15 protein-coding genes and 1 other annotated feature are annotated in these 15024 nt (G+C 37.4%); of the genes, 14 read left to right on the top strand and 1 reads right to left on the bottom strand.

The genetic code is table 11. The annotated features are described in order from the left end of the window. The first annotated feature begins 41 nt into the window (after window positions 1-41). The 8 genes from sigG (at window position 42) to ileS (ending at window position 7668) form a co-directional block, all read left to right on the top strand. On the top strand, window positions 42-815 hold the full coding sequence (gene sigG, locus QNH24_RS05365) for an RNA polymerase sporulation sigma factor SigG (RefSeq protein ID WP_004227313.1): 774 nt from the start codon (window positions 42-44) through the stop codon (window positions 813-815). Between the two features lie 143 nt (window positions 816-958). Continuing rightward, entirely contained in the window at window positions 959-1195 is a 237-nt protein-coding gene (locus QNH24_RS05370; protein ID WP_283871079.1) for a PRC-barrel domain-containing protein, read from the top strand. Window positions 1196-1340: 145 nt separating this feature from the next. Further along, on the top strand, window positions 1341-2045 hold the full coding sequence (locus QNH24_RS05375) for a YggS family pyridoxal phosphate-dependent enzyme (RefSeq protein WP_283871080.1): 705 nt from the start codon (window positions 1341-1343) through the stop codon (window positions 2043-2045). Then, the gene (locus QNH24_RS05380) at window positions 2029-2526 is read left to right on the top strand and encodes a cell division protein SepF (protein ID WP_283871081.1); all 498 of its coding nucleotides are present in this window, start codon (window positions 2029-2031) and stop codon (window positions 2524-2526) included. Before QNH24_RS05375 ends, QNH24_RS05380 begins: the two co-directional genes overlap by 17 nt. Window positions 2527-2546: 20 nt before the next feature. After that, window positions 2547-2828, top strand: a complete 282-nt coding sequence (locus QNH24_RS05385; RefSeq protein WP_283871082.1) for a YggT family protein — start codon at window positions 2547-2549, stop codon at window positions 2826-2828. A 142-nt stretch (window positions 2829-2970) separates the two neighbouring features. After that, on the top strand, window positions 2971-3759 hold the full coding sequence (locus tag QNH24_RS05390) for a YlmH family RNA-binding protein (RefSeq protein WP_283871083.1): 789 nt from the start codon (window positions 2971-2973) through the stop codon (window positions 3757-3759). Window positions 3760-3854: 95 nt separating this feature from the next. After that, complete coding sequence (locus QNH24_RS05395) at window positions 3855-4379, top strand: DivIVA domain-containing protein (RefSeq protein WP_283871084.1); 525 nt, start codon at window positions 3855-3857, stop codon at window positions 4377-4379. A gap of 112 nt (window positions 4380-4491) precedes the next feature. Then, window positions 4492-4712 (top strand) — a binding site (T-box leader). A gap of 187 nt (window positions 4713-4899) precedes the next feature. Continuing rightward, a complete protein-coding gene (gene ileS / locus QNH24_RS05400; RefSeq protein WP_283871085.1) occupies window positions 4900-7668 on the top strand; it encodes an isoleucine--tRNA ligase in 2769 nt (922 codons plus the stop codon). A 201-nt stretch (window positions 7669-7869) separates the two neighbouring features. Here ileS and QNH24_RS05405 read toward each other — a convergent pair whose 3' ends face one another. Then, window positions 7870-9048, bottom strand: coding sequence for a helix-turn-helix domain-containing protein (locus QNH24_RS05405; protein ID WP_283871086.1), 1179 nt, complete (start codon window positions 9046-9048; stop codon window positions 7870-7872). Window positions 9049-9286: 238 nt separating this feature from the next. On the opposite strand from QNH24_RS05405, the gene QNH24_RS05410 reads away from it, so the two are divergent. The 6 genes from QNH24_RS05410 (at window position 9287) to QNH24_RS05435 (ending at window position 14852) form a co-directional block, all read left to right on the top strand. After that, window positions 9287-9622 carry a DUF485 domain-containing protein gene (locus QNH24_RS05410; protein ID WP_283871087.1) on the top strand — a complete coding sequence of 112 codons (336 nt, stop codon included), beginning with the start codon at window positions 9287-9289 and terminating at the stop codon, window positions 9620-9622. Between the two features lie 19 nt (window positions 9623-9641). Further along, the gene (locus tag QNH24_RS05415) at window positions 9642-11210 is read left to right on the top strand and encodes a sodium/solute symporter (protein WP_283871088.1); all 1569 of its coding nucleotides are present in this window, start codon (window positions 9642-9644) and stop codon (window positions 11208-11210) included. Window positions 11211-11373: 163 nt separating this feature from the next. Continuing rightward, the gene (gene lspA / locus QNH24_RS05420; protein WP_283871089.1) at window positions 11374-11853 is read left to right on the top strand and encodes a signal peptidase II; all 480 of its coding nucleotides are present in this window, start codon (window positions 11374-11376) and stop codon (window positions 11851-11853) included. Beyond that, window positions 11850-12761, top strand: a complete 912-nt coding sequence (locus QNH24_RS05425) for an RluA family pseudouridine synthase (protein ID WP_283871090.1) — start codon at window positions 11850-11852, stop codon at window positions 12759-12761. Before lspA ends, QNH24_RS05425 begins: the two co-directional genes overlap by 4 nt. A gap of 238 nt (window positions 12762-12999) precedes the next feature. After that, a complete protein-coding gene (pyrR, locus tag QNH24_RS05430; RefSeq protein ID WP_283871091.1) occupies window positions 13000-13542 on the top strand; it encodes a bifunctional pyr operon transcriptional regulator/uracil phosphoribosyltransferase PyrR in 543 nt (180 codons plus the stop codon). Window positions 13543-13562: 20 nt separating this feature from the next. Continuing rightward, a complete protein-coding gene (locus QNH24_RS05435) occupies window positions 13563-14852 on the top strand; it encodes a uracil-xanthine permease family protein (protein ID WP_283871092.1) in 1290 nt (429 codons plus the stop codon). The last annotated feature ends 172 nt before the right edge of the window (window positions 14853-15024 follow it).

The following is a 15024-nucleotide window of genomic DNA, read 5'->3' on the forward strand; positions in this document are numbered from 1 at the left end:
GTCACGGTTTAGTCAGAGAATAACATCCGGAGGAATCGAATATGCGAACTAAAGTAGATCTTTGCGGCTTAGATACATCGACTTTGCCAATTTTAAAGCACGAGGAAATGAAGGAACTCTTCATCCGATTACAAGCAGGAGAAACTGAGATTAGAGAAGAGCTTGTGATGTGCAATTTAAGGTTAGTGCTCAGTATTGTCGGTAGATTTGCCTATAGGGGTGAACAGGCAGATGATTTATTTCAGGTAGGCTGCATTGGCCTCATGAAAGCCATCGATCATTTTGATTTAAAGCATAATGTGCGATTTTCAACATATGCTGTACCAATGATCATTGGTGAAATTCGTCGCCATCTGCGTGATCATCATGCGTTACGTGTTTCTCGTTCTTTAAGAGATATTGCGTATAAAGCAATGCAGGCAAAAGAGCAATGGATAACTGACAATTTACGAGAACCAACCATTGAAGAAATTGCAGAAATGATTGACATGAAAAAGGAAGATGTTTTATTTGCTTTAGATGCCATTCAAGATCCAGTTTCTTTACAAGAGCCTATTTATTCAGACGGCGGAGATGCTGTTTATATGATGGATCAATTACGTGATGATGATGTATCTGAAGATCAATGGGTTGCCTACGTGTCGGTGAAGGAAAGTTTGCAAAAGTTAGATGAACGACAACAAATGATTGTTGCCAAGCGCTTTTATTATGGCGAGACACAGACAGAAATAGCAAAAGAATTGGGAATCTCACAGGCGCAAATTTCACGTCTAGAAAAAAATGCGATTGAAACAATGCAAAAAGATTATAAGTAGTAAACAATGCGCACCAGAGCTTTCGGTGCGCATTTTATCTTCATTCAACTAGCTAACAATACATACCATAAATATAAAGTGACAGCATACTTTGATGAAGATACTAGTGGATGTCATAAAGTAATTGTTACAGGAGGGGTATAATGCGTTTTTCAATGTTACAACAAAAAGAGGTTATTGAAGCAGGTAATGGGCGTTTTTTAGGATTTGTAGTAGATGCAGAAGTTTCAAAAGAAACGGGTTATGTGACAGCGTTTATGATAGCAGAGCCTCGAAAATATCTGGGTCTTTTTCGAGGTGAAGATTCTGTTAGAAAGGTATACATGAAAGATGTACTTGTGGTTGGGAAAGATGTTATTTTAGTAAAAGCATTATCTTAATTTTTGTTGTCTATTTAGAGTCAGGCTACTTTAATTTTCTATGAATAATGCAAATGTCCTTTCACTTAGGTCAGGCTATTCATTGATAATTCAGGCATTGCTTGTTACAATAAAGGAAACTATTGTTGTAAAGTTGGGGAAAATAGTGACAAAAATCTTAACAAATTTAAACAAAATCAATGACCTTATTCATGCAGCCCAAAAACGATCCAATTGGGAAACTGGGAAAGTTCAAATTATTGCAGTAACAAAAGAAGTTTCAGTTGAACGAACACAAGAAGCAATCGATGCAGGACTTCTTCATTTAGGAGAAAATCGTCCTGAGGGCTTAAATCGAAAAATAGAAGCAATTCAAGCGAATGTAAATTGGCATTATATAGGTTCTCTACAAACACGTAAAGTAAAGCAAGTGATTAACAATATTGATTATTTACATTCATTGGATCGATTAAGTTTAGCAGAAGAAATCGAAAAAAGAGCAGACAAACCTGTAAAATGCTTTGTTCAGATTAATGTATCAGGTGAGGAATCAAAACATGGTTTAACGATTGAGGAAGCCCTGCCATTTGTTCAATCATTAGCAAGTTTTACAAAAATTCAAGTAGTTGGTTTAATGACGATGGCACCAAATACAGATGACGATGACATCATTCGCTCTGTTTTTAAGCAATTAAAACAATGTCAACAGCAAATAGCCGAGCAGGGATTCGTACACGCGCCTTGTACCGAGTTATCAATGGGCATGTCTAATGACTTTGAAATTGCGGTAGAGGAAGGGGCTACATTCGTTCGAGTCGGAACGGCTCTTGTTGGAAATGAAAGAGGGGAACAGGATGAGCATGAAAAATAAAATTAAAAACTTCTTTTATCTAGAGGAAGAATTAGAAGAAGAAATCACGCAAGCTCCTATTCAACAGCAACAACCCGTACATCAACAGCAACCGTTTCAATCAGTAAAACCTAAAAAAGTTATGAAAGAGCGGAAGGCACCCATCCATGAAATTGTTCCACAGAGTGCAGCACCTGTAAACAACATTGTCAGCTTGCAGGCGGCCATGAACTCAAAAGGGGCTAAGGTTGTATTAGTAGAGCCTAGAGTCTATGCTGAAGCACAGGATATTGCTGAACATTTAAAAAACAAACGTGCAACAATCGTCAATCTACAACGAATTGAACGTGAACAAGGCGTACGAATTATTGATTTTTTAAGTGGCACAGTTTATGCTCTTGGCGGGGATATCCAAAGAATCGGTAAAGATATCTTCTTATGTACACCTGATAATGTAGAAGTTTCCGGCGAAATTTCAAATTTTATTTTAGACGATAATTAATAGCGAGGATTGTAGTTTATATGACTTTTTTATATATTTTGAGGTTTGTATCACTAGCATTTGATATTTACTCACTAATGTTAATAGTATATATTTTAATGTCTTGGGTACCTGCTGCTCAAAATTCATCTATTGGACGCATACTGGCAAATGTATGTGAGCCTTATCTTGGTATCTTTAGACGATTTATTCCGCCAATCGGCATGATTGATGTTTCTCCTTTAGTGGCAATTTTTGTCCTTAATTTTATTCAAAGAGGAGTTATTATTGTCATTCAAAAAATTTATTTTATGTTTATGTAAAAGAAATCCTCACAATGGTGGGGATTTTTTATTTTAGGGAATACTAACAAATGACATCATTTTTAACTAAATTGTGGTTACAAAACATGAAAGTACCAATGAAATTGTACTAGTAAAAGAGAGATAATAGAGGTGGAGTCAAATGGAGCATTTAATACAACATTTTAGGAAAGAAGAACAGCCTTTTATTGAACAAGTGGTGAATTGGGTGCGAGAAGTGGAGGACCGCTACGCGCCAAAGCTCACTGATTTTCTAGATCCTCGTCAGCGCTTTATCGTAAACTCCATTATTGGACAATACGACACATTGCAAATGGCTAGTGGGGGACTTTTTAATGCAGCAGAAAGGCAAAGAATGCTCATTTACCCAACTTATTATGAGCCTGTAGAGGAAGATTTTCAGCTTACGGTATTTACCATTCAATATCCTATAAAATTTGTACAGTTGCGTCATCCAGATGTACTCGGTGCATTACTATCATTGGGGTTAAATCGAGGTAAATTTGGTGATATCCGTGTTGATGAACACCATGTCCAGTTTGTTGTAGCGAATGAGATAGCAGAGTATGTTCGTTTACATTTAACTGGCATTGGCAAGGTAAAAGTGCATGTGGAATCAATGAAAGAGACGGAGCTACTTCTAGAAAATGAAGAAGAATGGCTAGAGGAGTCTCACACGGTTAGTTCAATGAGATTAGATGTTATTATCGCAACAATTTTAAAGGTTTCTCGTCAAAAGGCACAGGCTTTAATTACAGGTAATAAAGTTCGTGTCAATTGGACAGAGCGAGATACAGTTGCTTTTGAATTACAAGAAGGGGATATTTTATCTATACGAGGTAGTGGTCGAGTAAAAATTCTAATGACTGAAGGACGTACAAAAAAAGATAAAATCCGTTTGCAAGTCGGACGTTTGACCCAAAAAGGTTGAAAATCAAGTGAATTTCATTAATTTTTACTGCTAAGTTGTCGGAACAATTGTATAATAGAAAATACGAATGTACATGTAAAGGAGAGAAGGATCGTATGCCATTATCACCTATTGATATACATAATAAGGAGTTTACAAAGTCCTTCAGGGGCTATGCTGAGGATGAGGTAAACGAATTTTTAGATCAAATTATCAAAGACTATGAAATTTTATTACGCGAAAAAAAGGATGTCGACAAACAGCTAGAGATGGCCTTAGAGCAAGCAAGACATTTTAACACCTTAGAGGAAACCCTACAAAAATCAATTGTTGTGGCACAGGAAGCTGCCGATGAGGTACGAAGAAATTCACAAAAAGAGGCAAAGCTTATTGTGAAAGAAGCGGAGAAAAATGCTGATCGTATTTTGAATGAAGCTTTATCAAAGGCTCGAAAAGTAACAATTGAAATTGATGAGCTAAAAAAGCAATCCAAGGTATTCCGTAATCGATTTAAAATGCTTGTAGAGGCACAGCTTGATTTACTAAATGCAGATGACTGGGATCATTTGCTGCAATATGATATAGATTTAACAGAAATTCAAGCATCTGTGGATGAAGCACAGGAATCCGATCAACTTTAATAGCTTTTTTAATGCTATTATTGCGTGGCGTATGAGCGCAATAAGTGAAACTTGACGTGATTGTTTGATTTTCATATACTAATGTAATAGTAATTATTTTGAACAGATATGCATACAGGCAGAGACGAAGACAGTATTTGTTAGGCGTAGCAAAGCGATTTGGGGATAGTGTGAGCCCAAACAAGCAAATAACAATGAACATCACTTCAGAGCTAAATAACTGAATGAAAGTAAGTTATTTCGTGATGCACAACGTTAACGTGCTTAAAGAGGTAGTGCAAATTTGTGCTACAAGTAGGGTGGTACCGCGAGTATAAGCTTCTCGTCCCTTAGTGGGATTGAGAGGCTTTTTTTATTTGCTTAAATTCCCAGCGAGCAGCTATTTTTCTAACGTTTAATCGTAAGTGATTAAAAAAGGGCTAAAACTTGTTGAATTCGTCAAGAGCTGTCATATGTATATGAACGCCTTAATGCATTTGTTTTGTTCTAAGTGTGTAAAATTAAAAGGAGGAATGGAAGCATGGTTGAATATAAGGATACTTTATTAATGCCGAAAACAGATTTCCCAATGCGAGGAAACTTACCGGCAAATGAACCAAAAATGCAAGAAAAATGGAATGAAATGGACATTAACAAATTACAAATGGAGCGTACTGAAGGACGACCTGAATATGTACTTCATGATGGCCCTCCGTATGCAAACGGTGATATTCATATCGGTCATGCACTAAATAAAGTGCTAAAAGACATGATTACACGCCATCGCTCTATGAATGGTTATCATGTAAATTATATTCCTGGTTGGGATACGCATGGTTTACCAATTGAGCAAGCTTTAACAAACAAAGGTGTAAAGCGTAAAGAGATGTCTGTTGCGGATTTCCGAAAACTATGTGAAGAATATGCATATGAGCAAATTGACAACCAACGTGCTCAATTTAGTCGTTTAGGTATTCGTGGAGATTGGGAAAATCCATACATTACTTTAAAACCAGAATTTGAAGCTCGCCAAATTGAAGTATTTGGGAAGATGGCTGAAAAAGGCTATATTTACAAAGGCTTAAAGCCAGTTTACTGGTCTCCTTCTTCTGAATCTGCACTTGCAGAAGCGGAAATCGAATATAAGGATATTAAATCACCTTCTATTTATGTAAGCTTTGCTATTAAAGATGCTAAAGGTGTAGTACCAGCAGATGCTAAATTTATTATTTGGACAACAACGCCTTGGACAATTCCAGCAAACTTAGGGATCTCTGTGAATCCTGAATTTTTGTATGTAGTTGTTGCAGTTGCAGATAAAAAATTTATTATTGCAAAAGATTTATTAGAAACAGTGGCAAATGCCCTTGAATGGGACACATACGAGGTTATTCAAGAAGTGAAGGGTGAGACATTAGATCGTATTGTCGCTCAGCATCCTTTCTATGATCGTGAATCTCTTGTGATGGTAGGTGAACACGTTACTGCTGATGCTGGTACTGGTTGTGTTCACACGGCGCCTGGACACGGGGAAGATGATTATTACATTAGTAAACAATATGGCTTAGGCATTCTTAGCCCGCTTGATAATAGTGGCTGTTATACGGATGAAGCACCTGGTTTTGAGGGCGTATTTTATAATGATGCCAATAAACTAATAACAGAAAAGCTAAAGGAAGTAGGCGCATTAGAAAGCCTTGGTTTTATTTCGCACTCATATCCTCATGATTGGCGTACAAAGAAACCAGTTATTTATCGTGCAACACCGCAATGGTTTGCATCTGTTGAAGCATTCCGTGGTGAGTTACTAGAGGCTGTTAAAGCAACTACGTTTACGCCAGCTTGGGGAGAAACTCGCCTTTTCAACATGATTCGTGATCGTGGAGATTGGGTAATTTCCCGTCAACGAGCTTGGGGTGTGCCAATTCCAATTTTCTATGCTGAAAATGGAGAGCCAATCATTACACCTGAAACAATTGCTCATGTTTCTACGTTGTTCCGTAAGCATGGCTCAAATATCTGGTTCCAAAAAACAGCTAAAGAACTATTACCTGAAGGCTTTACACACGCAGGTAGCCCGAACGGTGAATTTACAAAAGAGAACGACATTATGGATGTTTGGTTTGATTCAGGGTCATCACATCAAGGCGTGCTAGTAGAACGTGGAATGAAATATCCGGCTGATTTATATTTAGAGGGCTCTGACCAACACCGTGGCTGGTTCAACTCTTCTTTAATTACGTCTGTTGCCATTAATGGCTATGCTCCATATAAAGGACTATTAACACACGGTTTCGTACTTGATGGAGAAGGACGCAAAATGAGTAAATCATTAGGAAATGTCATTATTCCACAAAAGGTTATGGATCAATACGGAGCTGATATTCTTCGTTTATGGGTTGCCTCTGTTGATTATACTGGTGATGTTCGTATTTCAATGGATATGTTAAAACAAGTATCTGAAGTTTATCGTAAAATCCGAAACACATTCCGTTTCTTACATGGGAATGTAGCTGATTTCGACCCGACAAAAGATCGAGTAGCCTATGCAGATCTTCGTGAAATGGATCAATACGTTTATATGCGCCTTCAAGATGTTTTAAAAACAGTACATGCTGCCTATGATCGCTATGATTTTGCAGCCGTATATCATGCTGTTAATAACTTTGTTGCTGTAGAGTTATCTTCATTCTACTTAGATATTGCAAAAGATGTTGTGTACATTGAAGGCACTGACAACAAAGATCGTCGTGCAATGCAAACGGTGATTTATGATACATTAATGACGTTAGTAAAAGTAATGACACCGATTATTCCTCATACAACAGATGAGATGTGGTCTTACTTACATGCACAAGGTGTAGTACAAGAGGTTTCTGTACAATTAACAGATTTCCCTGAAGTTGATGTACAAGAGAATTTCGAGGATTTACGTGCAAAATGGGTGAAAATTATAGACGTTCGTGACGATATTCTAAAAGCATTAGAAGAAGCTCGTAATGCAAAAACAATTGGTAAATCCCTAGAAGCAAAAGTAACGGTGTATGCTAAAGAGGATGTTGCTGCATTATTGAATGATGCAAGCATTGATTTTGCTCAGCTTTCTATTGTTTCAGCCTTTGAGGTAGCCTCTATTGATAAGGCACCAGCAGATGCGCTAGTGCTTGAGCATGTATCAATTGTTGTTGAAAAGGCAACAGGAGAAAAATGTGAGCGCTGTTGGTCAATTTCTGAATCAGTTGGTGCAAACGAAGCCCATCCAACAGTTTGTGCGCGCTGTGCGGAAGTTGTAGAAAAATATTACGCTTAAAAACAGGCTTTAATTGTGAAGAAAACGCAAGTCTCCCAAATAAGGGACTTGCGTTTTTTTGCATGTAAAATGAGTATGTATAATTGCATTCTCGCCCTTTACTGGTTGTGGCCTGTCTTTCGCGTTGAATAATAGTTGGACTAACTTAGTCTACTAGTTATGTCACCTTGATGAAACATGATGATGGGCGTGAATGCACTTTTATTTAAATAATATTTCCTTCGTGTTGCGGTAGTCTGTTGGGGAAATGCCTACATACTTTTTAAAGGTCAGGCTGAAATAATTTGGTGTGTTAAAGCCACAGATGGAGGAGATTTTCTCAATGGTATAGTCGTATTTTCTTAAAAAAGGCAATGTTTTAATGATACGTGTAAAGGCTACATAGTCCACAAAATTGCGACCAGTCTCCTTTTTAAATAATCTGCTAAAATGCGTCGCACTAAAATTTATATATTTGGCAACATCACTGATGGTAATTTGCTCATCATAATGCTCCTCAATATATAAAATAGCTTTTTGAAGCTGTTCCTGTTCTGTTAAGTCTTCATAAAACCTAGCATGTATATTCTCAACAGGTGGTTTTCTCCTTGCCTTACGAGCTTGGCTGTAGGACTCCTTCACCTGCATGGGATCATGAAAGACACCTCCTATCCCCATAAATAGATGGATACAATACTCCTTTTTCAAGCCCTCAATAACCTCATGTAGAGAGGCTACACCTTCAGTCCAATGCTTAAACGAAGTAATTTCATTTGGTATACGCATCAGCAGCAGTAAATAACGTTCAAAATTTAAAAAGGAAAGAGAGGCTTTATCCGCAAATCCTTGGCGAAACATATTGGTAATAACACTATTTGCATCATGAGGGATACTTCGATTTTCATTTATATCAATATAGCCTTGAATTAAAAAAACTATATTTGGGATACAATCCTTTGATAAAAAGGAGGCAGATTGAATAATTTCCTGCTCATTTTCAATTTCTCCACGAATAAGACGTTTTAAAAAGGCTTCTCGGAATGGTGAGGTATGGTCTTGTGAAATTTGCTGTGATAACTCAAGCATGGTAAGTGTGCTTGCTTGTTTTTCCTTATAAGATGTATAAAGCTTTTTGACAATTCTGATAAATTTTGATTTCTGTAACGGTTTTATAAGCAATGCAGATAAATTTAATTCAATCGCTATACCAGTTGAGTAGGTAAGGTGTTCTGCAACAATAGGGACGATTAAACTATTAGGATAATTTCTTTTTAAGCGATTTACCTTTACCCAATCAAATAAGTGATTAATATCATAGACAAAGATTGCGACACCCTTTGTATTGGGCTGATTGCAATTAATAAAGGTATTCGGTAGATATTCATCTAGCCAGTTGTTCATCTGTTGTTTTTCTACGGAACTTTCGATATACCAAACAATATTTAAAATGGTAACAGCTCCCTTCTGTTATAAATATACAACGATAAAAGTATTTTAACTTAAAATAGCATTTTTTTGTACTAATACAGCAATATTTTGTAACTATATTATAAACAAAATAGAATAGAATAATTGTAGTAAATAATAATTTGAAATTTCAGATAATTATTTACGTATAGAGAAAAGGGGGAGTTGACATATGGCTGAAGTAGGAAGTAGTGATTACGAGTATGTGGAAGCTGGAACAATCGATATTAAGGATCTTCCACCACTAGATGCAACAACTAACAAAATTATGAAAGATGAGTTTCTTACAGGTTTTGGCTTAACGGTATTTTATTTTATTTTAATTTTTAGTATTCCGATTATGAACTGGTTCGCTCCAGAATTTGCATTTAAGAAAATTTGGGGTGGAATGACGGTTACATGGTTTTACACAACTGTCATTATGATGGCCATGGCTTTTATTATTGCTTATGTCCATACAACATTGTACGAAAAACGCCTAAAAAAGTATGAAATAGCTAATAAGTAGGCTTGGGGGGAAATGCTGAATGATGAAAGCTCTATTGGAACCGAAAATGATTATGACCATTGCTTTAATGGGAACAATTGTCTATATTACGTATTTAACGAAAAAAAATACAACTGCATCCGATTTCTTCGTTGGGGGACGTAGCTTCGGATGGTTTACAAATGGTTCGGCAATTGGCGGGGATTATTTAAGTGCAGCAACGTTTCTTGGGATAGCTGGACTAACCTTCCAATTAGGGTATGATGGTGCCTATTATGCATTTTGTTTCTCTATCGGTTTAACACTATTAGCTATTTTCGTAGCTGGTCCATTAAGACGTTTTGGTGCATTTACTGTTGCCGATTTTTTAGCCTATCGTTTTCATAGTAAAAGAGCTCGACTAGTTGCAGTAGCGGTTGTTTTAGCAATTTCCGGTTTCTATGCCGCTCCACAGTTACTAGGTGCTGCGCAAATTTTAAGCATGTTCTTTGGTACTTCATATGAATTTGGCATTATCTTTACATGTGTAGTAATGATTTTCTATGTTGGTATAGGTGGTATGAAAGGAACTACGATTAATCAGGCGCTAGAACTTTGGATTCGTCTTGGTGCATTTGTAGTTATGCTAATTGCTGCAATGTATAGTGGGTTACATTACGATAAGATTTTAGCAGCGATTAATTCATTTAGCGGCCCAATTACGGGAACTTCACCATATGCGTTAGATGGAAAAGATGTTAATTTTGATGGGGCGGCTTGGACTGGGACAGGCTTCTATTTCCCAACATTTTGGCAAACCATTAGTATGACGATAGGGTTAGCATTAGGAACAATTGGTCTGCCTCATATTTTACTAAGATTTTATACAAATCCAAGTGCCAAGGCAGCTCGTAAATCGGCGTTAATGGCAATTGGAATTGCCAGTACGTTTTTCTTATTAGCTGTATTTTTAGGTGTTGTAGGTCGAGCTATTTTTATCTCTGGTACAGCAAGTGGAGAAGTAATGCGTGATTTAGTGCTGGGTGGTAACAATATGGTTATTCCTACAACAGCACTTGCATTAGGCGGAAAGTGGCTTCTTGGACTTGTTATAGCGGGGGCATTTGCAGCCATATTCTCTAACTTATCAGGGCTATTCATTACAAGTTCAGGCGCACTGGCACATGATTTATATGCAACGATTATGAAAAAAGATATTACGCAAAAACAACGAGTAATCGCAGCGAAGGTTTCCATTGTTTTGTTAGGCATTATTTATGGCGCTTTGGGCTTACTTGTAAAGGATGCATCTATTGGTCATTTAGTAGCACTAGCCTTTACTGTTGCAGCGAGTACATTTACACCAATATTTATTTTAGGTATTTGGTGGAGAGGAATGACAGAAAGAGGAGCAATTGCAGGTTTACTAATTGGGCTTGGTGTTTCCATGTGGATGATTTTTCTACCAGGGACATTACCAAGCTTCCTACAATTTAAAATACCTGGAATTGTGACAGTACCAGTTGGCTTCCTTTCAGTAATCATTGTGTCTATATTAGACCGAAAAGTACCTGCGGATGTAAATGATTTTATGAAGCGTGTGCATTCAAAAGAATCTGAAACTGTCTAATTTAAATTGGCTATATCCAATTACTTTATAAAGTAATTGGATATAGCTTTTTTTGTTGAACTTCATTCAGCATGCGTTTGTATAATTTCATGCTATATTAGTTATTCTGTGATGGGCTGTTATGGTAGAATAGGTTAGATGTTGAGCGAACGGAGGAATGTTTGTGTATAAGTACTATGGACTGGCCGCATTTGTCATCCTTTTAGATCAATGGACTAAATGGCTAATTGTCAAAAATATGGAGTTTGGTGAACGAATTGCAGTATGGGGCCCATGGCTTGGGATATTGTCTCATCGAAATAGAGGAGCAGCATGGGGAATGCTAGAGGGACAAATGTGGTTGTTTAGCATTGTTACAATAGGCGTTATTTGTGCAATCATCTATTTTTATCATAAAGAAGCAAAGGGCAAGCCAGTCTTTCAAGTAGGCTTAATGTTTTTATTAGGTGGAGCTATTGGTAATTTTATTGACCGTTTATTTAGAGGCGAAGTGGTCGATTTTGTGGATGTATTAATTCCAGTTATTAATTATGATTTCCCAATCTTTAATATTGCGGATGCAGCTTTAACAATAGCTGTTGTCATTTTAATGATTGGCTTAATTGCTGAAGATAAAAAAGAAAAGAAACAGGTGAAACAATGACGCAAGTAGCATATACAATGGAAGAACAGCAGCAGGGAGAGCGCATTGATAAGGCACTTTCAAGTGTGCAATCAGAATGGTCGCGCACACAAATTGGGAATTGGATTACAGACGGCATTGTCAAAGTAAATGGCGAGACAGTTAAGGCGAAGTATAAGGTAAAAGCAGGAGATTTGGTTGAAATTGATGTTCCAGAAGCAGAGCCATTAGATGTCATTGCTGAAAACTTAAAACTTGACATTGTTTATGAGGATGCAGACGTTCTTGTGGTGAATAAGCCTAAGGGTATGGTTGTACATCCAGCGCCTGGACATATGACGGGAACACTCGTTAATGGTTTAATGTATCACTGTAAGGATTTATCAGGCATTAACGGTGTTTTGCGCCCAGGCATTGTCCACCGCATTGATAAGGATACATCGGGATTATTAATGGTGGCTAAAAATGATGCAGCTCATGAATCATTAGTCAATCAGCTAGTCAATAAAACTGTAACACGTAAGTATACTGCCCTTGTTCACGGGCATATTGCACATGATAAAGGAACAATTGATGCACCGATTGGACGCGACCAGAAGGATCGTCAAAAGCAAGCAGTTGTAGATAATGGCAAGCATGCCGTAACCCATTTCCAAGTCATTGAACGTTTTGGTGACTATACGCTTGTAGAATGTCGTTTAGAAACAGGACGAACTCATCAAATCCGTGTGCATATGAATTATATTGGCTATCCACTTGTGGGTGATCCAAAATATGGTCCGAAAAAGACAATAGATTTTGGAGGACAAGTTTTACATGCAGGTATTTTAGGCTTCGATCATCCTACGTCAGGTGAATATTTAGAGTTTGAAACACCACCTCCTGCTGATTATGAACAATTATTAAATGAATTAAGAAATAGGCATTGACGTTTAGTAAAAGAAGGTCTATACTAACGAAAGTGAATGAACTACAAAACAAAATATTCACCTTTAATGGCAGTCCAGAGAGGCTGAGAAGGTACATGTGATCGTGTTGCAAATAATTTGTGCTGCAAATTATTCAACATGCCTTTTAAACACGTATTCAACCCTCTCAGGCTATTCGCCTCGAGAGGTTTTTTTATGGACACATGACCAATCAACTAGTAGGGAGGAGGAAACGTATATGGCACAAAATGAGCTAATAGATGGCCCATCCATGGCAAGAGCAGTAACACGTATTGCTCATGAAATTATTGAACGCAATAAAGGGATTGATGAATGTATCTTAGTTGGCATTAAAACGCGAGGTGCTTTTCTTGCAAAACGACTTGCAGAAAGAATTGAAAAAATTGAAGGTAAACCGATTCGTACAGGGGAGCTAGATATCACCTTATATCGAGATGATTTATCAACAAAGCATGCTAACGAACAGGCACATGTTGAACAAGTTGATATTGATTATCTTGTTGTCAATCAAAAGATTATTCTTGTGGATGATGTTTTATATACAGGACGGACTGTACGCGCGGCATTAGATGCAATCATGGATTTAGGGCGACCTGCTCAAATTCAACTAGCCGTCCTTGTTGACAGAGGTCATAGAGAGCTACCAATTAGAGCCGATTATGTTGGTAAAAATGTACCAACATCTGGATCAGAGCGCATTATCGTAAATTTACAAGAAGTAGACGGAGAAGATTGCGTCATTCTTTATAAAGAAGATTAACTACAAAGTGAGGAAACATCATGTCAAATGCAGTATTAGATATTAAGGATAAACCAACAACACTTCAACTAGTGACATTAAGTTTCCAACATATGTTTGCTATGTTTGGTTCAACAATTCTAGTGCCTCAGTTGGTTGGACTTAGCCCAGCAATTGCCCTTTTAACAAGTGGAATTGCCACATTATTCTTCTTATTAATAACGAAATTCCAGGTGCCGGCTTATTTAGGATCATCGTTTGCTTTCATTGCACCGATTATTATTGCCACAAAAGCGGGTAGTGTTGGTAGCGCAATGATAGGCGCAATGGCAGTCGGAATTACGTATGGTATTGTGTCTCTTATCATTTGGAAGAGCGGCTATAAATGGATCATGAAAATATTACCACCAATTGTGGTAGGGCCAGTAATCATGGTTATTGGTCTAGGGTTATCAGGGACAGCGGTTAATATGGCGATGAATGTAGATGGAGAATACAGCTTCTTACATTTCTCGGCTGCATTAGTAACATTATTTACTGCGATCATTTTCACGATTTTCTTTAAAGGAATTTTAAGTACAATGCCCATTTTAATTGGCTTAATTGTAGGCTATATTTATTCGATGATTATCGGCATTGTTGATTACACACCAATTGCTAAAGCAAACTTCTTTGCAAGTCCAGACTTTTTAATACCAGGTGTTCATTATGACTTCGAAATTACAACAAAGCTTCTTCTAACAATGGTGCCAATCGTGATTGTAACCATTTCAGAGCATATTGGTCACCAATTAGTTCTAGGTAAAGTTGTTAATCGAGATTACATTAAAGAACCAGGCTTGCATCGTTCACTGTTAGGTGATGGACTGGGTACATTCATAAGTGCATTAATTGGTGGCCCACCGAAAACAACTTATGGTGAAAATATCGGTGTTCTTGCTATCACTCGTGTTTACAGCGTGTATGTCATTGCAGGTGCAGCAGTTGTCGCCATTTTACTGTCATTTTTCGGGCAAGCAATGGCAGTAATTGCAACGATTCCAACATCAGTACTTGGAGGCGTTTCGATCCTGCTCTTCGGTATTATTGCTGCAAGTGGGTTACGTATGCTAGTTGATAATCATATTGACTTTGGCAATAGTCGAAATTTAGTGATTGCCTCTGTTATTCTAGTCATTGGTATTGGTGGAGCGAAGTTTGTGATTTCAGAATCATTAAGTATAGAGGGTATGGCATTAGCAGCTATAATCGGTGTTTTATTAAACGCAATCCTACCTGGTAAGAAGGAAGCTGAAAAACCAATACCATACAATCAAGAAACAAATTCATAGTAGTACCTTTTAATGAATTGTCCAGAGAGGCAAAAAAAGGGAAGTTGTGGACATGCTAAAGCAGGAATAGATGCCTGCTGTGGTTTGTCACGCCTCCTTATGCCTCGTTGATGACATCAGCGGGGCTTTTATTATCTTCATTCATTCCACCCTTGAAGGTGAGATGAATGAA

The sequence above is a fragment of the Lysinibacillus pakistanensis genome (assembly GCF_030123245.1).
Classification (GTDB): Bacteria; Bacillota; Bacilli; order Bacillales_A; family Planococcaceae; genus Lysinibacillus; species Lysinibacillus pakistanensis.

What these genes read in the sequence shown, in the direction of transcription:
- QNH24_RS05425 (WP_283871090.1), top strand. Translation starts at nt 11,850, where the DNA reads ATGACGCAAGTAGCATATACAATGGAAGAACAGCAGCAGGGAGAGCGC.
- QNH24_RS05395 (WP_283871084.1), top strand. Translation starts at nt 3,855, where the DNA reads ATGCCATTATCACCTATTGATATACATAATAAGGAGTTTACAAAGTCC.
- QNH24_RS05385 (WP_283871082.1), top strand. Translation starts at nt 2,547, where the DNA reads ATGACTTTTTTATATATTTTGAGGTTTGTATCACTAGCATTTGATATT.
- QNH24_RS05410 (WP_283871087.1), top strand. Translation starts at nt 9,287, where the DNA reads ATGGCTGAAGTAGGAAGTAGTGATTACGAGTATGTGGAAGCTGGAACA.
- QNH24_RS05370 (WP_283871079.1), top strand. Translation starts at nt 959, where the DNA reads ATGCGTTTTTCAATGTTACAACAAAAAGAGGTTATTGAAGCAGGTAAT.
- QNH24_RS05405 (WP_283871086.1), bottom strand. Translation starts at nt 9,048, where the DNA reads ATGAACAACTGGCTAGATGAATATCTACCGAATACCTTTATTAATTGC.
- QNH24_RS05435 (WP_283871092.1), top strand. Translation starts at nt 13,563, where the DNA reads ATGTCAAATGCAGTATTAGATATTAAGGATAAACCAACAACACTTCAA.
- QNH24_RS05415 (WP_283871088.1), top strand. Translation starts at nt 9,642, where the DNA reads ATGATGAAAGCTCTATTGGAACCGAAAATGATTATGACCATTGCTTTA.
- QNH24_RS05380 (WP_283871081.1), top strand. Translation starts at nt 2,029, where the DNA reads ATGAGCATGAAAAATAAAATTAAAAACTTCTTTTATCTAGAGGAAGAA.
- QNH24_RS05390 (WP_283871083.1), top strand. Translation starts at nt 2,971, where the DNA reads ATGGAGCATTTAATACAACATTTTAGGAAAGAAGAACAGCCTTTTATT.
- sigG (WP_004227313.1), top strand. Translation starts at nt 42, where the DNA reads ATGCGAACTAAAGTAGATCTTTGCGGCTTAGATACATCGACTTTGCCA.
- pyrR (WP_283871091.1), top strand. Translation starts at nt 13,000, where the DNA reads ATGGCACAAAATGAGCTAATAGATGGCCCATCCATGGCAAGAGCAGTA.
- ileS (WP_283871085.1), top strand. Translation starts at nt 4,900, where the DNA reads ATGGTTGAATATAAGGATACTTTATTAATGCCGAAAACAGATTTCCCA.